Source organism: Paenibacillus harenae (assembly GCF_030812415.1).
Classification (GTDB): domain Bacteria; phylum Bacillota; class Bacilli; order Paenibacillales; family Paenibacillaceae; genus Pristimantibacillus; species Pristimantibacillus harenae_A.
In genome coordinates, this window is the sequence record NZ_JAUSST010000004.1 from 143,900 (window position 1) to 168,063 (window position 24,164).

Below are 24,164 nucleotides of genomic sequence, written 5' to 3' on the forward strand. Positions count from 1 at the left end.
TCTTTCAAGACGTACATCTTCTATTTTAGCGAAAAACGATCCGAAAAGCCACGACTTATCCCATTAGCCGCGGACAATGTTCGGAAACCGCTTTATATGGAAATTATTTTTGAAATCGTCGATTATGGGCTTGCAATACCTTACATGAAGTGTTATATTAAAAGTGCGACAAAACAACAAAAAAACCTGACATAGCCCATTTGCACCTGCATTCATGAAACGTCGATTAACTGGGAACGCTATTTTTAATAAATCGATGAGGTGATGTGAGATGAGTACGACGAAAATTCCGCATGGCAATGACAAAGTGACGGTAGAGCTTACAGTGAAAGAGTTAATGGCGCTGACAGGCGTTCGTTTCTACAATAATCACAGCGTTGAAATATCCGCCCGCAAGAAGCTGAACGAGGTGCTGGAAGGTACTTACGAGATCGCTCAACGCGAGGATGCCCCGATTCCGTATCAGCTGCTGAGCTAATCGCGAATCGACTCTATTTATACGAATCGACCGACTAAAGCCGCAGCGCCGACATAGCGCCGGCTTTTTTTTGTTTGCGGCCACGAAATTGCTTTACAATGCGGCTATTGTTGGGCACAATAAGGACTAGTTTCATTATAACCAATAACACTGGACTTTTGATTTTAGAGCAATTGGAGGCAATACGCTATGCGTTTAAGAGGAAGAAAAGGAATTCGCGAGAGTCTGGAGAGCCAGCCGGAGCTCGTTGTGCTCGATGCTGCGCCACATAAAGGAAAGTGGCGCGAATTCTTCGGCAATGACAATCCGATTTATGTAGAGCTTGGCATGGGGAAAGGCCGCTTTATTAGCAATATGAGCGCGCGTTACCCGCATATTAACTTCATCGGCGTCGATATGTACGATGAACTGATCCGTCGTGCGAGCGAGAAGGCGCGTGCGATCTGGGAAGAGCAAGGCGTTGATTCTCCGCCGAATCTGGCGCTGCTGCGGGCCAATATCGAAGGAATTGAAGACATGTTCGCACCCGGCGAGCTTGAGCGGATCCATCTGAATTTCAGCGATCCTTGGCCGAAAAGCAAACACGCCCGCCGGCGGCTGACACATTCCCGATTTGTCGAGAAATATATCGAGCTGCTGAACGAGCGCGGAGAGATTCATTTTAAGACCGATTCGCAATCGTTGTTCGAGTTCTCCTTGAACAGCTTCGCCGATATGGAGCTTATTATGCGGGGCATATCGCTTCACTTGCATAAGGACGGTCCTAGAGAGGACCTTGTATTTACTGAATATGAGATGAAGTTTATGGAAAAAGGCCAAAATATTTATCGCGTCGAAGCGGTCATCGGTTCCGAAGCGCTTCGCAAGCACCGCGAAGCGAAAAAAGCGACCGCGTTGCAGGAAGCAGCTCAAGCGATTGATGCTGCTGATGATGATAGCGAAGACGGATCTAATGAATCTGCATCCGAATAAGGACTATACGGTAGCAACGGTAGAAGCAAGCCAGAAGTAATTGACGGCGAAGGCCGTAGCCGTTCCGATCAGCGCCCCGGCCGCAACATCCGACGGGTAATGCAGGCCCAGGTACATCCTCGACCATCCGACGGAGAGGCCAATAACGATAGCTGCAGGCACGATAATCATAAGTCCGACGCTTGCCGTCAGCAATATCGGGACGAGCCACGCGAAGATCGCCGTCGTATGGCCTGAAGGAAACGACGAATCCTGCAATGGTTTATGGCAGGTATTGACGGCCGGCAGCGCCTGGTAAGGCCGCAGCCGCTTAAATTTACGTTTGACGATCGCTACCGGCAAGTGGCTAAGAATGACGGCTGCGAGGCATTGCCAGCCGGTCGTGCTCCATGGTGTCGGAGCTATGAGCGCATATAACAAGGCGGTAGCTAGGGTGAACGTTGCACCGCCCATATGCGTGACTGTGCTTAGCCACTTGCCGAGCCACGAATGCACTCTTCCATCCGTAGGTCTTCGATTAGCCCAGAACAGCATTCTCTGCTCATTCGATCGTAACCAATCGAACATTCTCTCCATTAGTAAATCCCTCCTGCCGCATTTGCGCTAAGCAAACACACTTCATAAGCGTAATCCGATCTTACCACGTTTTTGTACGATGAACGTTAACTAATTAATAATCCTTTATTAATGAATTTTCATTTCAAAATTTAGGCCGTATAAGATATTCTCTTATACGGGTCCTATATTTCACCGCGAAACGATAGCTTTATGCCGCCAAAGGACGTTGATCGCCGTTTGCGCTTTGTGAAATCTTTTTTGTACCGAAATCCGTTTTACAATTCGAATCGTATGGAAATGCTTATACAGACTAATCGCAGTATTCGACAATTTTCGGAGGGAAACTGTTTGCAGCGCAACCGTTCACCTATTCGTCACACGTCCGGGACGCAAAAAGGGGAACATTTTAAAACATTTTATCGTAAGTAAGGTCGTTAGTGCTAAAAAGTCAGCAAATGGTTGAAAATAAGGCTTAACCGTCGCAAAAGGAGGTAATGGGCTCTTTCCGTAGGCATGCAAGCGTTTTTCTGACGAGATTAAGCGTAATCGCGTCATATTCTACTTTTGACAAAGCTGTTATTTCTGTGGAAAATCAAAAAGGGTTAGCAGGACGCTTGCAGAGAAGCGCCCATACACAAAGAGAAAATATATGATAAAAACTTGTTTGATGTTCTTCAGAGATGAGCGACCGCGTCTAAGCGGTTGTTTTTTAAGACTCGCCGTCTCGGCTCCGAAGACTCGAATCAAGAAAAAATGGGGTCTCAAGGGGGCAGTACCGCATGTTTAACACAATCATGCTCGTGTTTCAGATTGTTTTTGCTTTACTAGGCTTGTATCAGTTGTTTCTAACGTTTTTTGGCTGGCGTCGCAAGAAAGAGGATTTATCCCACCCGCCGCAGAAGTCTTTCGCGCTTCTTGTTGCGGCGCATAACGAGGAGCAGGTGGTCGGGGCTCTGATCGAAAATTTGCTGAAAATGAAATACCCGCGCGAGCTGTTCGATATTTTCGTCATTTGCGACAATTGCACGGACGGCACGGTTGACGTGGTCAATAGCTACGACGGCGTGCATGCTTGCGTACGTACGAATCCGAGCCAAAGGGGCAAAGGATTTGCGGTGGAATGGATGCTGAAGGAACTATGGAAGATGCCAAAAAGCTATGACGGCGTCGCGATCTTCGACGCCGACAACCTGGTAGCAACAGATTTCCTGCAATATATGAACAACGATCTATGCAACGGTTCGAGAGTGATTCAAGGCTACTTGGATACGAAAAACCCGAACGACTCCTGGATCAGCTCGGCTAATGCCATCAACTACTGGTTCTGCAACCGGTTATGGCAATTGCCGCGCACGAATTTGAAGCTAGCGAACTTTCTCGGCGGAACGGGCATGTGCTTCGACGCCAAGCTGCTGAAGGAAATGGGCTGGGGCGCGACAAGCCTCGTCGAAGATTTGGAGTTTACGGTACGCTGCATTCAACGCGGTATTTACCCTAAGTTCAACTTCGAAGCGAAAGTGTATGACGAGAAGCCGATTACGTTCCAAGCGTCGGCCCGCCAACGTCTTCGCTGGATGCAAGGACACTTTGACGTGACTCGCAAATATATGCTGCCTTTGCTATGGCAGGGCATCAAGGAACGCAGCATGACGAAGATCGACGCTGCGCTGTACGTATTCAATGCTTATAACTATTTGGCCGGCTTCTTCATTGCGGCGATCATCTGGGGCGATATTTTCTTATCCGGCGGGGACAACGTAACGTCCGTGTACAACATGCTGCCGATCTGGCTGAGTATTCCGTATATGGCTTACGTATTCGTGCAAATCCCGCTGTCGATGTATATGGCGAAGGTGGACTGGAAGCTTTACCTGCGCATTCCGACGTTCCTGCTGTTCACGCTGTCGTGGTGGCCGATTACGGTTCACGCCTTCTTTACGCAGAACAACAAGACGTGGAGCCATACCGAGCATACGCGCGTTATTCGGCTTGAGGAAGTTCAGAGCAAGCAGTTGTAGATTCGCGGTTGTAGAAACGACTGTTGACATCAAATCGTCGATTATGATATATTAACACGGTAGTGTTTTGGAATAACTTAATGACGCACAAGCAGAAGCGCCCGCTTCTCACCTTTTGGCTTAAGCTGACTGGTTCGCGATAATCGAAATTCGAATAGCCGACCCTCGTTAATACGATCGCGGCTACTATGAACGGTTATGAGATGCGGGTTCGAGCGAACCCGCATTTTTTTTGTTTTTATCAAGAGCAGCATACTATTATGGAGGTGGCACGTTATTAGCAGAGAACATCAAATCAATGATGAGATTCGGGCAAGAGAAGTGCGCTTAGTCGGCGCGGAAGGCGAACAGATTGGCATCAAACCGATTCGCGACGCGCTTCAAATGGCAATCGACCTTAACTTGGATCTTGTGAACGTCGCTCCGACGGCAAAGCCGCCAGTATGCCGCATCATGGACTACGGCAAATTCCGCTACGAGCAGCAGAAGAAAGAGAAGGAAGCCCGTAAGAATCAGAAAATCGTCGATATCAAAGAAGTTTGGTTCCGCGCCAATATCGAGGAGAACGACTACCAGACGAAATTCCGCAACGTAGTCAAATTCTTGAACGAAGGCGATAAGGTGAAAGCTTCCGTTCGATTCCGCGGCCGTGAGATCACGCATGCGGCGATCGGACAACGGATATTGGACCGCCTCTCCAAAGAGGTTGCCGAAATATGCAGCGTAGAACGTGCTCCCAAGCTTGAGGGCCGGAGCATGATTATGATTTTGGCACCAAAAACTACTAGCTAGCACACGGATCATCAATCCGCAGCAACGAAAACTTTTTAGGAGGATAACTGACATGCCAAAGATGAAAACGCACAGCAGTCTAAAGGACCGCTTCAAAATTACCGGTACGGGTAAAGTAAAACGTTACAAAGCATACCGTAACCACTTGCTTTCGCACAAATCCGGCCGTCAAAAACGCGTTCTTGCCGGCCAGCCGCTTATGGCTGCAGGCGATGTTCGCCGTTTGCAACAAGGTCTTTCCCAATTGAAATAGTCGCATCGCTATATAAATCCATTCAACCTACAGGAGGTTTCCACTCATGGCAAGAGTCAAAGGCGGATTTGTCCGCACTCGTCGTCGCAAAAGAATTTTAAAGCTCGCTAAAGGTTATTTCGGTTCGAAACATCGTCTGTTTAAAACAGCGAAGGAGCAAGTAGGCAAATCGTTGATGTACGCTTACCGCGACCGCCGCAACAAAAAACGCGACATCCGCAGACTGTGGATCGTCCGTATTAACGCAGCAGCTCGCATTAACGGCCTTTCGTACAACAAATTCATGCACGGCTTGAAACTTGCGGGCGTAGAAGTAAACCGCAAAATGCTTGCTGACATGGCTGTTAACGACCTGGGTTCGTTCAACTCGCTTGCAGGCATCGCCAAAGAAAAAATCAACGTTTAGTCGTTGATTCCGATAGAAGGGGCTGTTCCGTAAGATCATTCTCATGATCTGCGGAACAGCCCTTTTGCTTGAAATATAGAAAAGTCGGAATGAAACGCGCAGCGCCGCCAAGGACGGCGACAGCCGTTTCACCTTGTGAATCGCACATTTATTGCCATAGTGGACAAACAAACAGACGATGCCCCCCCTCCCCGAATAAACTGAAGAACAACGGGAAAGGAGGGATTTGGCATGCAGAATGTTTCCAAGAAGGAAGTCCGGAAACTAATCGGCAAATCCATCTATGCGGTACGTCCGGATGGTTCGGTCGTTACAGGGAAGCTTGTACGCATTCATCGCAATAAGCTTATTCTTGAGCCTCTTGGCAAGGATAAAGGAAAAAAAGTGCAGACTAGCTTTTTTTTCATCCCGCTGCTTTTGTTTAGCGTGCTTGCGGTAGGCGCCCTTTGCAGTTGCGGCTGCGGCGCTAAAGCTGGCAACTGTTTCAACAAATGCGGAGGCGGTTATGGCGGCGGTTACGGTGGAGGCTACGGCGGCGGTTATGGTGGAGGCTACGGTGGCGGATATAACGGTTACGGCAACGGTGACGGCTATCAAGGCAGCGGCTACTATAGCGGTTTCTAAAGAAGTTTAGGCGTTCAAGGCGAGGTCAACGGTTTGATAAGCTCATAGCAGCGAAGATCCTGGTGGTAGTGGACGACGGAGTACCCAAGCTTGACGTAGAATTGTCTGGCTTTGTCGTTAACTGAATCCACGAACAACCGGACAGCTTTGCAATGGTGGGCCCCACCGTAGGCCTCGCCTTGCGCCATTAAACGCTTTCCCCATCTTCGGTTCTGATGGTCGGGATGGGTTACGAGCATATCTACATATAGGACTTCGCCCATAATCTCGCAGCGGACAAAGCCGATAGGCGGACTATTCTTGGAAAGCGATGCGACATACGTCATGCCGCTGCGGAATCGTTTCGGCAGCTCTCGGACGATCTGCGCGTCGAGTGGACGGGCCGTATGAGAGAGCGGAAGCAGCTCGGTACGAATAAGCCGGACGAGCTCGGCGTCGTCGGTTCTAGGATTTCGCAATCTAATCATGGCATTCATTCCTATCTGCAATGCGTATGTTGCCGCCTCGATGGGCGCCGCATGGATTTGCCGTTGTCAGGCTACACTAGTATATGTGCTGTGCGGGTGAATTGCGCCGCATGCAAATTATTCAAGAGCGGTTTATGGTTCTTGACGAACCGGATATAACGGCATATAATAAAGAAAGTCTTATCTACCGCATTGGCTTACAGCCTCAGTGGTAAATATATTATCGGCAATGATGAGGACGAAGTGCTAAGGGCTCTTTTGAACAGAGAGCAGACGGATCAGCTGCAACCGTCGCCAAAATCCCTTTTCTACGAGCTCACCTCGGAGCTGTTTCCCTGAAAAGCATCGACCGATGCGCATTAGGGGAAATCGCAGGGCAAGCGTTAAAGTGCCAAAGGTATGAACGAGTATGTGCACATCGTTCTTGCCTGTGGAGGTTATACATTGAATATGTATAACGAATTTGGGTGGTACCACGGAAGATCAACCTTTCGTCCCTCGTTGCTTCGACATGAAGCAGGAGGAGCGAAAGGTTTTTTTGTTTTTTTGAGAGGAGGATGACTGATGGTAACGCAAGATGCTCAGCTTAAGTCAAAAGAGGAATTAATGGAAAGACTCTCGATGCCCGAGGTCATATCTGGATCGGAAATATTGCTCCGCAGTCTGTTGCTTGAGGGTGTAGATTGCGTATTCGGTTATCCAGGCGGCGCCGTATTGTATATTTATGATGCGATGCACGGCAACCCTGACTTTAACCACGTGCTGACTCGCCACGAGCAAGGCGCGATTCACGCGGCTGACGGCTATGCCCGCGCTAGCGGCAAGGTCGGCGTATGTATCGCAACGTCGGGACCGGGCGCGACTAACCTCGTAACCGGTATCGCAACTGCTTATATGGACTCTGTGCCGCTCGTCGTTATTACGGGCAACGTCATCTCCTCCCTGATCGGATCGGATGCGTTCCAAGAGGCCGACATTACCGGCATTACGATGCCGATTACGAAGCACAGCTACCTTGTTCGAAATGTAGAGGATTTGTCGAGCACGATTCACGAGGCGTTCCATATCGCGAACACAGGCCGCAAAGGCCCCGTGCTCATCGATATTCCGAAGGACATATCCGCGGCGAAGACGCTGTTCAAGCCGGTAACGGAAGTTAGCATTCGCGGTTACAATCCAACGGTAACGCCGAACAAGCTGCAGCTTGATAAGCTGGTTAAGGCGATTGAAGAATCGACTCGTCCGCTTATTCTTGCAGGCGGCGGCGTAGTTTACTCCGGAGCCCATGAGGAGCTGCTCGAGTTCGTGACGAAAACGGACATTCCGATCACGACGACGCTTCTTGGTCTTGGCGGCTATCCAAGCGGCAACGATCTGTGGCTTGGCATGCCGGGCATGCACGGTACGTATACGGCTAACATGTCGATCCAGAACGCGGACTTGCTTATTAATATCGGCGCACGGTTCGATGACCGCGTGACGGGCAAGCTTTCCGGATTCGCGCCGAAAGCGAAGATCGTTCATATCGATATCGATCCGGCCGAGATCGGCAAGAACGTGCCGACGGACATTCCGATCGTCGGCGACGTGAAGACGGTCCTCGGCTTGGCGAACAAGATCGTGAAGCGCGCGGACAAAGCGGACGCATGGCGAGCCGACATTCAGAAGTCGAAGGCGGCGCACCCGTTCCGCTACATCGATTCCGAAGACGAGCTTAAGCCGCAATGGGTCGTGGAGCTTATCCACGAGACAACAAGCGGCGACGCGATCGTAACGACGGACGTAGGACAGCATCAGATGTGGGCGGCCCAATATTACAAATTCAACAAGCCGCGTTCTTGGGTAACGTCGGGCGGACTTGGCACGATGGGCTTCGGTTTCCCATCGGCGATCGGCGCCCAAATGGCGAATCCGGATCGTACGGTCGTATCGATCAACGGCGACGGCGGCATGCAGATGTGCGCGCAGGAACTCGCGATTTGCGCGATCAACAACATACCTGTTAAGGTTGTTATTATTAATAACCAGGTACTCGGCATGGTTCGTCAATGGCAGGAGCTTATCCACGAGAACCGATTCAGCCATATCGACCTCGCCGGCAGCCCGGACTTCGTCAAGCTTGCCGAAGCGTATGGCGTTAAGGGTTTCCGCGCTTCGAACAAGGAGGATGCGAAAGCGGTTTGGGAAGAGGCGCTTAATCATCCAGGTCCGGCCGTCGTGGAATTCGTCGTTCGCAGAGATGAGAATGTGTATCCGATGGTCGCACAAGGAAGCACTATCGACCAAATGATCATGGGGGATTCGGAATGAAGAAGCATACGATCGCAGTAATCGTTAACGATCAGCCCGGCGTTCTGCAACGCGTATCCGGCTTGTTCGGACGCCGCGGCTTCAATATTGAGAGCATTACGGTAGGCACGAGCGAGGAAGCCGGCTTGTCGCGTATGGTCATCGTCACGACTGGCGATGATCACACGCTCGAGCAGACCACAAAGCAGCTGTACAAGCTGATCGATGTCATTAAGGTAATCGATCTTAGCGCGAACCCGATGGTTGCGCGCGAGCTTGCACTCATCAAGGTAGCCGCCGAGCCATCGGCTAGACCGGAAATTCTCGGCGTTGTCGATACGTTCCGCGCGGCAGTTGTCGATATCGGCACGCATACGCTAATCGTGCAAGTGGTTGGCGATACGGAGAAGATCGACGCGATGGTCGAGCTCCTTAAGCCTTACGGCATTCGCGAGTTGTCCCGCACAGGGGTAACGGCACTTAACCGGGGCAATTCGAAATAATAGCGGCTTGTTAAAAGACTAATCGGTTCAACCTCCCTATTTGAACGGGAGTTTAAGAGGAGAACCGCTCATTTATATGACCTTCACTTCTCTGCTTAAACACCCGTTCAAAAGGGTTAAATTAAAGGAGGCAATTATTAAAATGGCAGTTACAATGTACTATGAAAAAGACGCCGACCAAGGCGTGCTTCAAGGTAAAACAATCGCAGTTATCGGTTACGGCAGCCAAGGCCACGCGCAAGCGCAAAACCTTCGCGACAGCGGTCTGAAAGTCGTTATCGGTCTTCGCCCAGGCAAATCCGCCGACGTAGCTAAGAATGACGGCTTCGAAGTGTTGACTGTTGCAGAAGCGACTAAAATCGCCGACGTTGTTCAAATTTTGCTTCCCGACGAAACGCAAGCGAAAGTATACGCGGAAGAAATCGAACCAAACCTCAAAAAAGGCGCGGCTCTTATGTTCTCCCACGGCTTCAACATCCACTACGGCCAAATCGTGCCTAGCAAAGATACGGACGTATTCTTGGTAGCTCCTAAATCGCCGGGTCACATGGTTCGCCGTACATACCAAGAAGGCTTCGGCGTTCCTGGTCTGATCGCAATTCATCAAGATGCTTCCGGCAATGCGAAAGCTATCGGCCTTGCATATGCCAAAGGCATTGGCTGCACGCGTGCGGGCGTTATCGAAACTTCTTTCAAAGAAGAGACGGAAACGGATTTGTTCGGCGAGCAAGCCGTACTTTGCGGCGGCGCTTCCGCGCTTGTTAAAGCTGGTTTCGAGACGCTTGTTGAAGCTGGATACGCTCCGGAAATGGCTTACTTCGAGTGCTTGCACGAGCTGAAGCTGATCGTTGACTTGATGTATGAAGGCGGACTTGCGACAATGCGCGATTCCATCTCCAACACAGCGGAATACGGCGACTATGTAACAGGTCCGCGTATCGTTACGGAAGAAACGAAGAAAGAAATGAAACGCGTTCTGGAAGACATCCAATCCGGACGTTTCGCTCGCGACTTCATCTTGGAGAACCAATCGAACCGTGCAATGCTTACGGCTACGCGCCGCAACGAAGCCGCTCATCCAATCGAGCAAACAGGCAAACAGCTTCGTGAGCTTATGCACTGGATCAAGAAGTAATAAACGGCGTCTATACGCAAAATGATATGATCCCGGTACACCGGAGCGCATGCGGCAATCGACTGACGATCCGCATGCGCCCTTTGCGTATACCGGGATAATTCTGTTCACGGAGGTGCTAGGATCACATGCGGAAAATTTATATTTTCGATACAACGCTTCGTGACGGGGAACAATCTCCAGGCGTCAACCTGAATACGAAGGAGAAGGTCGAGATCGCGCTGCAGCTTGAGAAGCTGGGCGTCGATCGCATCGAAGCAGGCTTCCCGGCTGCATCGCCGGGCGATCTGGCAGCCGTTAACGCGGTTGCTCGCGCAGTGAAGAACGCTAGCGTCATCGGTCTGTCCCGCTCGCGCGAGCAGGATATCGACGCGGTGCGCGAAGCGCTTATCGGCGCCCAAGATCCGAGTATTCACGTCTTCCTTGCAACGAGCCCGATTCACCGCAAGCATAAGCTGCGAATGGAGAAGGAGCAGGTGCTCGAGACGGCGGAGCGCGCCATTCGGTACGCGAAGCAATATTTCAGCAAAGTGGAGTTTTCTCCGGAGGATGCGGGGCGCACAGAGCTTGATTTCCTCTGCCAAGTGACGGAGATGGCGATCAAGGCCGGCGCTACGGTCGTCAACATTCCCGATACGGTCGGCTACTTGAATCCGCTTGAATACGGCAACATCTTCAAGACGCTCAAGGAGAACGTTCCGAATATCGAGACGATCCAGCTTAGCGCGCACTGTCATGACGATCTCGGCATGGCAACGGCCAATGCGCTATCGGCGATCATGAACGGCGCGGATCAAATCGAAGGCACGATCAACGGCATCGGCGAGCGCGCGGGCAATACGGCCCTTGAAGAGGTGGCGATGGCGCTTGCGACGCGCCCTGATTTCTTCGGCGCGCAGACGACGCTGAACCTGAAGGAAATCGCGAAGACGAGCCGCCTCGTGAGCAAGCTTACGGGCATGGTCATTCCGGGCAACAAAGCAATTGTCGGAGCCAATGCGTTCGCGCATGAATCGGGGATTCACCAGGATGGCATGCTGAAGGAAAAGACGACGTACGAGATTATTTCGCCGGATACGATCGGACTTAAGGAATCGAAGCTTGTCCTCGGCAAGCATTCGGGACGCCACGCGTTCCGCGAGAAGCTGATCGACCTCGGCTACGAGCTTGAGAACGAATCGGTCAACGCGGCGTTCGCGAAGTTCAAGGACTTGGCTGACCGCAAGAAGAACGTGACGGACGAAGATATTCGCGCGATGCTCGAAGAGAAGCTCGTCGATACGCCGGAAGTATTCACGCTGGAGACGATCCAAGTGAACTACACGAACCAATCGACGCCTAGCGCTTCGGTTCGCATTCGCAAAGCGGATGGCGAAGCGGCCACGGAAGCGGCAGTCGGCAACGGCTCCGTAGACGCGATCTACAACGCGATCGACAAGGCAACGGGCGAGACGGTCGAGCTGGAGGATTATTCCATCAAGTCCGTATCGCAAGGCAAGGACGCTCTTGGCGAGGTGCATGTCGTGCTGAAGCAGAATGAAGTGTCCGCTCAAGGCCGCGGCCTGAGCACCGACATTCTTGAAGCAAGCGCGCGCGCATATATCGACGCGGTGAACCGCTTGATCGACAAGCGCAAGTTACCGGGCCGTCGCGATAAGATGAGCCTGATCTAAATCAGTCATTAGGAACAATAAGCAATAAAAAAGAGAAGAAGACAGCAAGCAAAGGCGGTTATCGCTCTTACATGTTGTCTTCTTCTCTTGCTATTCTAAACGGCATAGGAAAGCTTATGCCGTTGCATCATGCTTGTGAACGAGGGATATGTCGTGAATCTCACGAACTGATCTATGATAATGGCATCGAATGGAGAGCGTTAATTGTTTTATGAATAGGAAGCTGCATGAAGCACGGTCAAGTTACGGGATAAGGCCAGGTCAATTTCATAAGGGGCGTTAAGGTCATTGCCTTCCGCATCCCTGATGATCTGCACGACCGGACGATGGATGATTGCCGAGTTGTACGACTTGACGATCCCCGTCTGGCCATTGCTAAGCTTCAATACGCTTAATAAAGGGTAAGCCGTTATTTGCTTTAGAAATATTTTGACAAGATCGGCGTTAAAATAATGATTTCCCGAAGCAAACATAAACTCGATCACGTCATCTGTCTTGCAATTGCTCTGTCTCTTGGCTTTCGCAAGCAATCGAGCGTACAGATCCGATAAGGCTACGATTTGGGCATACTCAGGAAAGACGCTTCCTTTTATCCTTAGCGGGTAGCCCGAACCGTCATATCTCTCGTGATGCAGCAGCGCGCACTGAGCCGATGGGGCGGGCATGCCTTGAATATCGAGCAGCATTCGAAACCCTAATGCGGTATGGCTCTCCAGTTGCTCCTGCTCCCGCGCGGTTAAGTTCCTCTCGCCGGCGGTTATCGCCGCAGGCAATTGCGTCATGCCGATGTCGAATAACAGCGAGCCTATCGTTAGTTCAAGCATCCTCTCGGCGTCATACCCGCATTCCATTCCGATTATCGTCGATAAGATGGATACATCTATAGCATGCTCGTACAAAGTTTGGTCGTAAGCTTGTAGTTGGGCCAGCAGGCTCGTCGTTTCGGATTGCGATAAAAAATCGTTGACCGAGTTGCGATAGAGCCGCTTATGCCGCTGCTCTGTTTCACCCGAAAAGGCATGTCCGCATAAAGAATGATTGTCCAGCCGATCTATAATTTGATTGAATAACAGCGTTCTGTTCGGTTTGTTGTCCGGAATAAGGGGCGGCTCCGATTGCTGGGCTTGCCCCTCGCGATGCTCGATCCACACGTTACGGATTTTGCGCTGGATCAACCGTTTAATGTAAAGCTCCGTCATGACGGTTCCCTTGCCCAAGATCATCGTTCCGTTATCGGCGAGGATCGGTTTGGCCAGCAAGTCGCCTTCTTTCAAATTTGTTACGTCCGCTTCACGCATTCGGAGCGTCCCCCTTTCTCCTCTTCATCGTTCGTATGCTCGCTTCTTCTTGTTGATCCAAGCGTAACATCGTATGATCAGCGGATCTATTATCCCTATGGCCCTTTCATGGTATCCGAAAGGATACTTTTGCAAGAAATCAAGTTTCACTCCTATACCGACGCCTATATTTTCACCGCGAACGATTGCTTCACGCCGCCTTAAAGAGGCTTAGCCGTTGACGCTTGGCGCAAGGTGCAATAATCCGTGAAATAAGAAGATTAATCATGTAAAATAATGCTGTAGGTTTAATAATTCGAAACGGGTGAGCTCTTTATGACGGTAAATGAAATCAAGAGCGGAGATGAAAGTCTATACGTCGTGGGCCGCGAACGGGAGCTAGCGGCATTCCAGAAGGAACTTGACGGCGCTTTATTCACGAGAAAAATCATGAACCTGCACGGAACGGCAGGCATAGGCAAAAGTTTCTTGCTCGACGAATTTCATAAGAGGGCGCATGCTTGCGGCGTTATCCCTTTCACGATAGATTGCGAGAGCTTCGCTGTAACGCCTCAAGGCTTCTGTCTTCATGTACTGAACCTAATCCATCCGCGCGGTTATAACGCCGCTTCGGACGGGGAGCTTATGTCGGAGTGCGTAGAGGCATTAAACGGGTATGACGGATCGAAGAGAGTCGTTTTGCTCTTCGATGCGTACGAACGAATGGAGAGCTTGGACCATTGGCTGAGAGACTACTTTCTTAAGCAATTGAAGCCGCATATATTAACGGTTGTTGCGGGGAGAACGCAACTAGCGGAGCCATGGTTCCTATCCCCTTCCTGGCGTCAGCAGATCATTAGAATGCCTTTGGCGGAGCTTGATTTCGAAGCTGTCGAACGTTATGCCGGATACAGCGGAGTGAATGACAAAGAATTGATTGCCCGCCTTTGGAGGTATTCCAAGGGGCATCCCCTAACGCTGTCGCTCGTTACGTTCATCCTTGAGCAAGCGCATTTAAATGGAGAAGAGCCTGTATTCAGCGAGCATGACACACTGCCTTATCTCGTGGACAAATGGCTGCAGGAGGTGCCGGATGAGGAGCTGCGCTCGCTTATCGAGGCGGCTTCGGTGCTAAGACATTTTAACCAAGACAGTTTGTCGTTCCTTATGGATTACCCGGTATCATCCGCGCAGTTCTACCGTCTTATTCGCTTCTCCTTCGTCAGGAAGGTCGAACGCGGATGGACGCTGCATGGGTTAATGCGGGAAGCGGTCAGCCAGGAACTCATAGTGAGAGCGCCAATGCGCTACAAGGCGCTAAGGGAGAAAGGACTGCTGTATTACTACGGGAGGCTGAAAGAGAACGAAACGTTCGAGGCTAGTCCAAGAGAAGCGGTCGAGCTGATGTATTATATCGGCGATGCGCTGGTCAGAGCGCTCATGAATTGGTTCGATCTCATTCCGCCGCGGTTCGAGCAGGCGGGACGTCATACGATTCTTGAGCTTGAGCGCTACATAAAAAGGCGAAGAGACGAGGCGAGAGACGCCAGAATCGAATTATTCGATCCGCACTCGGGACGTACGTTCGACTTCGTCGTTACGGCGGAGCAGACTTGCCTTACGTTGAAGTATTTGGACTTCGAAAAGCTGTTCGAGCTTGGTTATGACGTTGTCCGCATAATGAGGGACGCCGAAGGGGAGATTAACGGATTCGCAGTCGTTATTCCGATCAACGGCAAGACATTGCCATACTTGCTGGAAAGTCCCCGGTCCAGAACGTATTTTTCCCAATTGGTTCCCGAGAGACTGAAGCAGCTTGCCGTTTCCGAATCGACGCGGGCGGGTTGGTTTATTGAAACAATCGATATTGCGGACTTCGCGGATGTGGGGCAACAGACGGCGATGGGGCATCTGCTTCATGCTCTGATCTTCACGGGAGAGCTTGTGGTTGAATCGCCTGCGCCCATCCCTTTTTTTATCGAGGCGCACAAGAGCCTCGGGTTCGAGGTCGTTCCGAACGCGACGCATAGAGAATATGACGGGATTACAGATGCACCGACGTTCGTCATTGATATGCGCAAGAACAATCTGCTTACCTACATCCATCGGATGATGGAAAGCGCAGGGCAATCCGAATCGCTTGTTATGGAAGCGGAGCAACTGCCCGAACCCGGAATAGGCGATGCCGTTGGAGGAGAGGCCCCTGTTGATCCGATTCTGATCAGAACCGATCTAACGCCTAGAGAGAAGGAAGTAGCCAAGCTGCTGGAGCAGGGACTCAAAAATGCCGAGATAGCGGAGAGGCTCTATCTAAGCGAGGCAACTGTTAAGAAGCATATGAAATCGATGCTCGCCAAATTGAATGCCGCCAATCGGACGCAATTGCTCAAGAAACTATTGGAGCAGCCATGACTACCAGATCAAGTAATCGTCGACATGCCGCTTATGGAAAAATGGACTTATAGCCGCAAACTATAAACTAAATAGATTTTATATCTTTGTAATCAAAGCGGATTTATGGTACAAATGATAATAGACTGAGAATGAGATAATAGAGGAGTGTACAATCGATCATGGCTGAAGTGAAAAAGATCGCGGTCGTTGCCGGTGACGGCATTGGACCTGAAGTTGTAGGCGAAGCGCTTAAAGTGCTTAAGAAAACGGAAGAACTGTTCGGCTACCAATTCGAGACGGAGAACGGCTTGTTCGGCGGTATCGCAATCGACGAGAAAGGTACGCCGCTTCCGCAGGAAACGCTTGACTTGTGCAAAGGCGCAGACGCCGTATTGCTTGGCGCTGTCGGCGGCCCGAAATGGGACAACAATCCGAAAGAGCTTCGTCCGGAGACAGGCTTGCTCGGCATCCGCAAAGCGCTTGGCTTGTTCTCCAACATCCGTCCCGCTACGGTATTCGACTGCTTGAAGGAAGCTTCCACTTTGAAGCCGGAAGTGCTTGAAGGCACTGATCTGATCGTCGTGCGCGAATTGACGGGCGGCATCTACTTCGGCGAGAAATTCCGTCGCGAAGGCGCAAACGGCGAAGAAGCGGTCGATACTTGCGTATACAACGTACAAGAAATCGAGCGCATCGTGCGCCAAGCATTCGACATTGCGATGACGCGCAGCAAACGTCTTGCTTCCGTCGACAAGGCGAACGTCCTTGAGACATCCCGCCTGTGGCGCGAAGTCGTTAACCGGATCGCACCGGAATACCCGGAGGTTGAGCTTGAGCACGTACTCGTCGACAACTGCGCGATGCAATTGCTTCGCCGTCCATCGAGCTTCGACGTTATCGTAACGGAAAATATGTTCGGCGATATTCTTAGCGACGAAGCGGCAATGTTGACAGGTTCGATCGGCATGCTGTCGTCTGCTTCGCTTGGCGAGGGAAGCTTCGGCCTATACGAGCCGGTACACGGCTCTGCGCCCGACATTGCCGGACAAGGCATCTCGAACCCAATCGCAACGATCTTGTCGGTTGCGCTTATGTTCAGACTGACTTTCGGCTACCACGAGGCCGCGGCTTCCATTGAGAATGCCGTTAAGGAAGTATTGGATGCAGGCCACCGTACGGGCGATATCGCCGTTGATAAGAGCAAAGCAATCGGCACGACCGCAATGGGCGATCTGATCGTTGCAGCAATGAGAAAGTAGTTTCAGATTAAAATAATTATCAAAAAGTATTAGTTATAATATTGACTTGATTACATTCTAGTGATAGTATGTAAAAAGTAAGTTGCATAAATAACGCGACAAAAATAATAAACTATGGATAGGTCAAGGAGGTTTTTCGATTATGGCAGAACGTTTGGTAGGTCGCCCAGCTCCGGATTTCACAATGGAGACGGCAACAGGAAACGGACAAGATTTTGGTACGGCGTCGCTTTCGGATTACAAAGGTAAATGGTTGGTATTGTTCTTCTACCCACTCGATTTCACTTTCGTATGCCCGACTGAAATTACCGCTTTGAGCTTGGCTGCAGATCAGTTCAACAGCCTGAACACTGAAATTCTTGGCGTTAGCGTAGACAGCAAACATAGCCACCGCGCGTGGATCAACACGCCGGTTAACGATAACGGACTTGGTCAATTGAGCTTCCCGCTCGCTGCCGACATTACGAAGAACGTTGCTCGCGATTACGGCGTATTGATCGAAGAAGAAGGAATCGCGCTTCGCGGTTTGTTCATTATCGATCCGGAAGGCGAAGTGAAATACCAAGTCGTTAACCACAACGACGTAGGCCGCAGCGTCGAAGAAACGCTTCGCGTATTGCAAGCTTTGCAATCCGGCGGACTTTGCCCAATCAACTGGAAGCCGGGCCAATCTCACCTGGTAGCGAAATAATAATCGATTTCGTTCATACAGAACCCGTACCTTCTGGTACGGGTTTTGTTATTATTACATTGGGATGTTAAAGATCTTTAAGATTGATGTCATATTTTTCAAGCAGGAATTTCATAGTTTATTAGCGAATAATGTAGGGTATAATGAGCAGCCAGTGCAAATTCGAATGATGCAACGTCTAAGGAGGGGTATCGCTATGAGTTTTTGCTGCGGAGCCAGTATGATTGGTACGAAAGGTACACTTAAGCACTATCGTACGCATATTCACAACGTGCCGATTACGTTTTGTCCCGTATGCCATCGCGTCGATATTCACTATTTGGCACAGGACGAATATGACATATTGGCTGAATACGCCCATGGCGACGATGCTGTCGAGGTTGATTTTCAGGAATATGTAGAGCAGGACGGCAAGCTGCTGTTCGAGAACTGCGTAAACAACGAAAACGAGGATCCAATGGATGTCGTGCATAGCCAGATCGATATGGCGCTTGATCTGTTAAGCTTCGCTAAGCAGATTGAGGATATAGAGTGGGGGCAACAGCTTAAGAAGCGGCTTATAATGCTGAACGGCCGCCGCAACAAATTGCGTCAGAGGCGCACCTCGGTATAGCTGCGAAGGGTATAAAGCGACAGCCTCCTGCGGGAGGCTTTTTTCGTGGAGAGATTTATGAAAAAAATTAAAATCGTTACCCCCTGAAAATGAACGTACAAATTCGAATCATACTAGTAGTGAGGTGGAGCGGTTGTTACTTGTATTGTTCAAACGGTTTTTGCGAAAGTCAGCTTCCGCAAAAACGCAGGAGTTAGAGCAGAAGCTCACTCCCGAACAATGGGTTGCCAGAATCCGTCTGGGTGATGAACTCCTCCGCGAGCAGTTCATAGCAGACTACAAACCTTATATTCTGAAAGTAACAAGTCGATTTAGCAAGCGGTACATCGATCCGACACGTGATGATGAGTTTAGCATAGCGCTGCTGGCCTTTAATGAAACTATTAACCAGTTCGATAGCAATGCGGGAAAATCATTCCTCGGATTCGCTGAAACCGTCATTAGGCGTCGGCTTATTGACTATGTCCGAAAAGAGCAGCGCCATGCGCAGGTTGTTCCTTACAGCATGTTCGATGCGGAGGAAGAAGATCAAGCCGTCTACAATTCGGTTGAGACGAAGCAGGCGCTTAATCAATATGATCTCATGCAAACCGAGAACGAGCGACGGCTTGAGATTGGCGATCTGAATGCCGAGCTTGAGAGCTATGGCATAACGTTCATGGAGCTTGTCGAGCAATCGCCTAAGCATACCGATTCGCGCAAGCTGCTGATCGGCATCGCGCAGACGCTTGCCTATCAGTCGGAACTGTATGAAACGTTCAAGCATACAGGCAGGCTGCCGGTTAAGGAGCTTACCGAATTATGCGGCGTGTCGCGCAAGACGGTCGAGCGCAATCGGAAGTATATTATCGCCATCGCGCTTGTCATATCGGGTACATATCCTTTCATGCATGATTATTTAAATATAACGTTCGAACCAATTTCAATGAATCAGGAGGCCAGCCAATGAAGCGCGGAATCGTCATGAGCATGAATGACCAATATGCTGTTGTTATGACGGCAGATGGCGGATTTTTGCGAGCCCCTATTCAAGGAACTCCGCAAATAGGCGAAGAAATCATTTTCGAACAGGAGTACAGGGAAACGCGGCGCAGACCTAGAATTAGACCGTTATACGGCTATTCGGGAGTTGCGGCTATCGCATTAATCTTGTTTTTGCCGCTGCTCTTCATGGTGATGAAGGACTCGAATCCGATTGTCGCTTACGTCAGCATGGATATTAACCCGAGCGTTGAGATCGGCGTCGATAGCCATGAGCGCGTACGCTCGCTGAGGGCTCTGAATAAGGACGGCGAGAAGATCATAAGCGGACTTCCCTATAAGGGAATTGCAGTAGAGCTAGTTGCGGCAAGCTTACTTGCGAAAGCGCGAGAGTTGCATTATCTGGATGTGGCAGATAAGGATATTGTCATAACGAGCATGGTGATGAAGGGCGGAGAAGACGGCGGTAGCAATTATGATAAACTGTTGTCCGGCAAGATCAGCGACACGCTTATCGAGCGATTGACCGAGCTGGCTGCCGAATCGATTACAGCCAATATCACTACGCTTGCCGTACCGTCGGAGCTTCGGGACGCGGCAGCCGCTAACGGCGTATCCTCCGGCAAGATGGCCGTGTATTTGATGGCGAAGGACGAAGGGTACGAAATCGAGCTGGAGCAGTTGAAGCATCATTCGATCGATAACGTGACTTCGTCGATCGGCGGCGTGAAAACGATCGTCGACAACGCGCGGGATACGAGCAAGAGCAAGCTGAAGGAGCTTGTCGATCGCGAGAAGGCGGAGATGGGCAAGAAGAACGATGATGAGAAAAAGAATAGTCAGAAACCTTCCTCTACGCCTAAGCCTGCAGCAACGGCTAAGCCGAACGGCACGGGCAAGCCGGTCGCAACCTTTAAGAACGATAACAAGCAAGACGGTAAAGCGAATGGGGTAAGGAAACCTGAGGCAACCCCCAACAATAACAAGAAGCCGATATCGACCGATAAAGCCGCTTCGGGCAAACGGGAAGATAACAATCGTGGAGACAACGACGATAACGACGATCGGGGTAGCGGCGATGATGACGATAACGACGGGGGGCGGAGTCGCGGCAACAACGACAATGATGGCGCCGATGATGACCGGGACGATGCCCCCGTTGACAACCAAAAGGATGATAACAACGACGATTCGGTTGATGATGATGACGATCGGCGGAATAATGAGGACAATCGTGGCAGTCAAGGCGGAGACGATCATCGTGGCAGCGGCTCGCAAAGCGGCAAAAACGATAAAGGAGACCGGCGACAATAGGCGACGGTTATCGCTATTTTGGCAGTAAAAATAGATGAAGGGTGTCTTTGGACGCATGCCGTTAACAAATTTCGACAGTATTTCTGATTGACAGCGATTGTAAAGTAATCCTATGATTAGTGTGTGTCATAACCGTGGTCTGTAGACGTAGCCGGGGAGGAGTACATAATGCAGGCTATTCGAAAGCGCTATTTCCCGGCGCTTGCCGAGTATTTACGAAGTCGCAGCGAGGAGTCTTTGTATCGGGCTGGCGAACTCGGCAGAGAGCTGGATGGATTTAATCCCGAAGAACTCATCGCCATGCATGAAGAAAGCTTGCAGAAGCTTGTCGCTAATGTAGAATCCGAAGAAGCGTTGCAGCTTTATAATCGTTCGTTTCTTTTCCTAATTGAGCTCATGGTTGCAGTTCGCTACGAGGCGTCTGCCGATCGATCGATCGAGCAACGGTTCACGGAAATGAGGGAGATGTTATTCCGCTCGAACCGTTCCTTCGAAATGGTCAAAAACAAATACGAGAACGTCTTGCAGCATATGGATAGCGGGATTGCTATCTTCGACAGCGATGGTATATTGTCTTTCATTAACGTACAAATGGCCAAGCTGCTCGATATTCCGAGGCAAACGCTTATCGGCTGCAATATGAAAGAAATATTGAGACATTCTCAACTTGGCGTGAGCACGAAACGGACAATCCTTCGGCTGTATCGGGAAATGTTCCTCATGCGCAGCAAGTACTATGAATTTGAATACAAGGATGGCAAACATCTGCTGGTGACCGTTACTTACGGCGATCAACTGGACGGAGATTTTCTGTTCAGTGTGAAAGACGTCTCGGAGTACAAGCAGATAGAGCAGACGGCGATGCAAAACGACAAGCTGGCAATGCTCGGAAAGATTGCCGCCGCCATCGCGCATGAAATACGCAATCCGCTTACGAGCATAAGAGGGTTCATTCAATTGCTGCGCCCGTATTTGCTGCAAGTAGGCAAAGAGGAATATGCCCGCATTATATTGACGGAGATCGATAGGGCGAACGACATTATATATGAATTTCTTAATTCCTCGAAGCCATCTGCCCCGATGAAGCAATACGTATCGATTAATTCCCTTATTAAGGAAGTTGTGTTACTGACCGAAAGCGAGTCGTTGCTTCGCAATTGCGAAATCAAAGCCGAATGGCATGCTAACGATGTGTTCGTCTCGATCGATGTGAAGCAAGTGAAGCAGGTTGTGTTGAATATTATCAAAAATGCGCTGGATGCCATCGAGGATGTGCAACTGGAGCGAAGAGGCCGTATCGACGTGATTGGCCGAAGCGATGGCCAATATGCCGAGATCGTGATCCGGGATAACGGAAAAGGAATGGACAAAGCGACGATGAGCCGGCTGTTCGATCCGTTCTTTACAACGAAGCAGCTTGGAACGGGACTTGGATTGTCGGTAAGCTACCGAATCATACGCAATCATGGCGGAGCAATACGGGTAGACAGCCAAGCGGGCAGCGGTACGGAATTTATCATTTATTTGCCATTAGCGGAGTAAACCATTAGAATCGGGGGTAATAACCCCGATTCTTTTTTTATTTCATTCAACCGCAGGAAAGCGAGGAATAATAAACATGAACGTACCTATTACAGTTGGTTCACGCACAGCGGATCTGGCTGTGCCCGATGCCGTTATTAGATGGATCAGCGCTTCCGAGCTGAAGCAAGAGGCAGCTTCGAAGGGCCTCATTCAGCCGCAGCTCGACGAGGCGATTCGCGGATTGTACGCCAAAGGCCTATTCAAGGCAGAGCCTGAGCAGGTCGAAGTGCTTCCGACATTAGGGCTCTACCCCTCGGCGCATGTATTGTTCGTAGGTTATTCGGAAGCGGGCGGAGCCGATGGCTTGCGCAGGTCGGCTGCAGCTGCGGCCAAAGCGTTAAAGCGGCTTCGTGCGCAATCCGTTCAAATCCTGCCGCCTTCCATTAGCGGAAACGGAACTGAAGGTTTTGGCACGGTCGTTGCTTCTCAGGCGCTGACGGAGGGCTTGCTTCTTGCGCTCCATGACCGTATGCCGCTCAAGAAGGAGCAAGGCAGCAGATATCAGCTTAAGGATATTCACATTGCTTTAGACGGAACAGTGGCATCGAACGAAGTCTCGGCATGGCAATCCGGCATCGAGCGAGCCAAACTAGTCGCGGGCGGCGTATGCTATGCGCGGGATCTTACGAACTTGCCTGGAAATGACTTGACCCCGGAACGGCTTGCCTTCCATGCGGAGGAATTGGCGCGCGAATATGACCTGGACATTGAAGTGATCGACGAATGGAGCGCATCGGAGCAAGGGATGGGCGGCTTGCTTGGCGTTGGCCAAGGGAGCATTAACCCTCCCCGAATGATCGTGCTTGAATATAAGGGCGATCCGGATTCCAAGGAAGCATGGGGACTGGTCGGCAAAGGAATCACCTTCGATACAGGCGGCATTTCCCTTAAGAAAGCGCCGGGCATGGAGGAAATGATATCGGATATGGGCGGTGCGGCGGCCGTGCTCGGCGCCATGAAGGTTATTGCGGAGACTAAGCCGGCGGTTAACGTTATCGCTGTTATTCCGACTGCCGAGAATATGCCTTCGGATCGGGCGCTTAAGCCGGGCGATGTAATAAGGACAATGAGCGGTTACACTGTCGAGGTTGTCAATACGGATGCTGAAGGAAGGCTAGTATTGGCGGATGGGCTTACGACAGCTATTCGCCGAGGCGCGACTCGGATTGTCGACGTAGCTACGCTAACCGGAGCGGTGGGGGTAGCGCTTGGGACGGAAGCGACGGGAGCCGTTACGAACGACACGGCATTGCTCCTGCAATTGCTTTCGGCTGCGGAACGGGCCGGCGAGCGAGTATGGCAGCTTCCTTCTTATCCGGAATACAAGAAGCAGCTTAGGAGCGACGCAGCGGATCTGAAGAACAGCGGCGGACGTTACGCGGGAACGATCACGGGCGGCTTGTTCATCGGACATTTTGCCGAGGAACTGCCTTGGGTTCATCTTGATATTGCCGGAACGGCATGGCTGGAAGCGGCAAGAGGCTGGGAACCGAAGGGCGCGACGGGCGTCATGGTTAGAACGTTGGTCGAATTGATCGATCATCGGGAGTAAAGTGGCATGGTGCAAACTGGATTCAGGCTTCTTGCTTCGTAATTATGGGTATACTAATCATAACTAAAGGGCTGGCGCGTGAAGCAGACGATCAATCAAGAGAAGGAATCGCGTTCGCTATACGATGAACAACTTCGTCATAACGGCAGGCGTCTATGCAATTGAGATGACGGGAGCGGCGAAGGCAGCAGCCGAGCATACAGCAAGTACATGTTGACGTAGGCAATACGACCTGCAAGGTTCCTCTGGCAGTGGATTATATACATAAAACGGTACCCGATGGGCAAGGCGGGCGTGAAGAAAAAACATGTATTTGTTAGCCCCTAATTAC

The 24,164-nt window shown here is 50.6% G+C and carries 22 protein-coding genes and 1 other annotated feature; of the genes, 19 read left to right on the forward strand and 3 right to left on the reverse strand.

What is annotated here, in order from left to right:
* Window positions 1-271 precede the first annotated feature (271 nt).
* The gene (locus J2T14_RS15615) at window positions 272-478 is read left to right on the forward strand and encodes a hypothetical protein (protein ID WP_307200759.1); all 207 of its coding nucleotides are present in this window, start codon (window positions 272-274) and stop codon (window positions 476-478) included.
* Between the two features lie 189 nt (window positions 479-667).
* A complete protein-coding gene (gene trmB / locus J2T14_RS15620; protein WP_307472189.1) occupies window positions 668-1,450 on the forward strand; it encodes a tRNA (guanosine(46)-N7)-methyltransferase TrmB in 783 nt (260 codons plus the stop codon).
* Between the two features lie 3 nt (window positions 1,451-1,453).
* On the opposite strand, the gene J2T14_RS15625 is transcribed toward trmB, so the two are convergent.
* On the reverse strand, window positions 1,454-2,026 hold the full coding sequence (locus tag J2T14_RS15625) for a phosphatase PAP2 family protein (RefSeq protein WP_307200754.1): 573 nt from the start codon (window positions 2,024-2,026) through the stop codon (window positions 1,454-1,456).
* 761 nt (window positions 2,027-2,787) lie between these two features.
* Between J2T14_RS15625 and J2T14_RS15630 the strand changes: the two genes are divergently transcribed.
* The 5 genes from J2T14_RS15630 (at window position 2,788) to J2T14_RS15650 (ending at window position 6,101) form a co-directional block, all read left to right on the forward strand.
* Window positions 2,788-4,026 (forward strand): glycosyltransferase family 2 protein, encoded by a 1,239-nt coding sequence (locus tag J2T14_RS15630; protein ID WP_307472192.1) that lies wholly within the window; start codon window positions 2,788-2,790, stop codon window positions 4,024-4,026.
* 83 nt (window positions 4,027-4,109) lie between these two features.
* Window positions 4,110-4,265, forward strand: a sequence feature (ribosomal protein L20 leader region).
* Entirely contained in the window at window positions 4,225-4,818 is a 594-nt protein-coding gene (gene infC, locus J2T14_RS15635) for a translation initiation factor IF-3 (protein WP_307472194.1), read from the forward strand. Its footprint overlaps the feature before it by 41 nt.
* A gap of 52 nt (window positions 4,819-4,870) precedes the next feature.
* Entirely contained in the window at window positions 4,871-5,071 is a 201-nt protein-coding gene (rpmI, locus tag J2T14_RS15640) for a 50S ribosomal protein L35 (RefSeq protein ID WP_087570780.1), read from the forward strand.
* Window positions 5,072-5,117: 46 nt separating this feature from the next.
* The gene (gene rplT / locus J2T14_RS15645) at window positions 5,118-5,477 is read left to right on the forward strand and encodes a 50S ribosomal protein L20 (protein WP_307200743.1); all 360 of its coding nucleotides are present in this window, start codon (window positions 5,118-5,120) and stop codon (window positions 5,475-5,477) included.
* A gap of 231 nt (window positions 5,478-5,708) precedes the next feature.
* Window positions 5,709-6,101 (forward strand): hypothetical protein, encoded by a 393-nt coding sequence (locus J2T14_RS15650; RefSeq protein ID WP_307200741.1) that lies wholly within the window; start codon window positions 5,709-5,711, stop codon window positions 6,099-6,101.
* A gap of 14 nt (window positions 6,102-6,115) precedes the next feature.
* Here the strand turns inward: J2T14_RS15650 and J2T14_RS15655 are convergent, their stop codons facing one another.
* Entirely contained in the window at window positions 6,116-6,568 is a 453-nt protein-coding gene (locus J2T14_RS15655; RefSeq protein ID WP_307472196.1) for a GNAT family N-acetyltransferase, read from the reverse strand.
* 564 nt (window positions 6,569-7,132) lie between these two features.
* On the opposite strand from J2T14_RS15655, the gene ilvB reads away from it, so the two are divergent.
* The 4 genes from ilvB (at window position 7,133) to J2T14_RS15675 (ending at window position 12,168) form a co-directional block, all read left to right on the forward strand.
* The gene (gene ilvB, locus J2T14_RS15660) at window positions 7,133-8,878 is read left to right on the forward strand and encodes a biosynthetic-type acetolactate synthase large subunit (protein ID WP_307472198.1); all 1,746 of its coding nucleotides are present in this window, start codon (window positions 7,133-7,135) and stop codon (window positions 8,876-8,878) included.
* Window positions 8,875-9,360, forward strand: a complete 486-nt coding sequence (gene ilvN, locus J2T14_RS15665) for an acetolactate synthase small subunit (protein ID WP_307200734.1) — start codon at window positions 8,875-8,877, stop codon at window positions 9,358-9,360. Before ilvB ends, ilvN begins: the two co-directional genes overlap by 4 nt.
* Before the next feature lie 142 nt (window positions 9,361-9,502).
* On the forward strand, window positions 9,503-10,495 hold the full coding sequence (ilvC, locus tag J2T14_RS15670) for a ketol-acid reductoisomerase (RefSeq protein ID WP_307200732.1): 993 nt from the start codon (window positions 9,503-9,505) through the stop codon (window positions 10,493-10,495).
* A 128-nt stretch (window positions 10,496-10,623) separates the two neighbouring features.
* Window positions 10,624-12,168, forward strand: a complete 1,545-nt coding sequence (locus J2T14_RS15675) for a 2-isopropylmalate synthase (protein ID WP_307472200.1) — start codon at window positions 10,624-10,626, stop codon at window positions 12,166-12,168.
* 209 nt (window positions 12,169-12,377) lie between these two features.
* Here the strand turns inward: J2T14_RS15675 and J2T14_RS15680 are convergent, their stop codons facing one another.
* Window positions 12,378-13,466 carry an HD-GYP domain-containing protein gene (locus tag J2T14_RS15680; RefSeq protein WP_307472201.1) on the reverse strand — a complete coding sequence of 363 codons (1,089 nt, stop codon included), beginning with the start codon at window positions 13,464-13,466 and terminating at the stop codon, window positions 12,378-12,380.
* A gap of 315 nt (window positions 13,467-13,781) precedes the next feature.
* Between J2T14_RS15680 and J2T14_RS15685 the strand changes: the two genes are divergently transcribed.
* The 8 genes from J2T14_RS15685 (at window position 13,782) to J2T14_RS15720 (ending at window position 23,833) form a co-directional block, all read left to right on the forward strand.
* Window positions 13,782-15,857, forward strand: coding sequence for a LuxR C-terminal-related transcriptional regulator (locus J2T14_RS15685; protein WP_307472203.1), 2,076 nt, complete (start codon window positions 13,782-13,784; stop codon window positions 15,855-15,857).
* A gap of 161 nt (window positions 15,858-16,018) precedes the next feature.
* Window positions 16,019-17,098, forward strand: a complete 1,080-nt coding sequence (gene leuB, locus J2T14_RS15690; RefSeq protein WP_307200724.1) for a 3-isopropylmalate dehydrogenase — start codon at window positions 16,019-16,021, stop codon at window positions 17,096-17,098.
* A 142-nt stretch (window positions 17,099-17,240) separates the two neighbouring features.
* Window positions 17,241-17,789 (forward strand): peroxiredoxin, encoded by a 549-nt coding sequence (locus tag J2T14_RS15695; RefSeq protein ID WP_307200722.1) that lies wholly within the window; start codon window positions 17,241-17,243, stop codon window positions 17,787-17,789.
* Between the two features lie 196 nt (window positions 17,790-17,985).
* Window positions 17,986-18,402: a hypothetical protein gene (locus J2T14_RS15700; protein WP_307200721.1), complete on the forward strand. Its 417-nt coding sequence runs from the start codon at window positions 17,986-17,988 to the stop codon at window positions 18,400-18,402.
* Window positions 18,403-18,535: 133 nt separating this feature from the next.
* Window positions 18,536-19,351, forward strand: a complete 816-nt coding sequence (sigI, locus tag J2T14_RS15705; RefSeq protein ID WP_307472205.1) for an RNA polymerase sigma factor SigI — start codon at window positions 18,536-18,538, stop codon at window positions 19,349-19,351.
* Window positions 19,348-20,697: an anti-sigma factor domain-containing protein gene (locus J2T14_RS15710; RefSeq protein ID WP_307472207.1), complete on the forward strand. Its 1,350-nt coding sequence runs from the start codon at window positions 19,348-19,350 to the stop codon at window positions 20,695-20,697. Before sigI ends, J2T14_RS15710 begins: the two co-directional genes overlap by 4 nt.
* 168 nt (window positions 20,698-20,865) lie before the next feature.
* Window positions 20,866-22,239: an ATP-binding protein gene (locus tag J2T14_RS15715; protein ID WP_307472209.1), complete on the forward strand. Its 1,374-nt coding sequence runs from the start codon at window positions 20,866-20,868 to the stop codon at window positions 22,237-22,239.
* Between the two features lie 76 nt (window positions 22,240-22,315).
* Window positions 22,316-23,833 (forward strand): leucyl aminopeptidase, encoded by a 1,518-nt coding sequence (locus tag J2T14_RS15720; RefSeq protein ID WP_307472211.1) that lies wholly within the window; start codon window positions 22,316-22,318, stop codon window positions 23,831-23,833.
* Window positions 23,834-24,164: the final 331 nt, after the last annotated feature.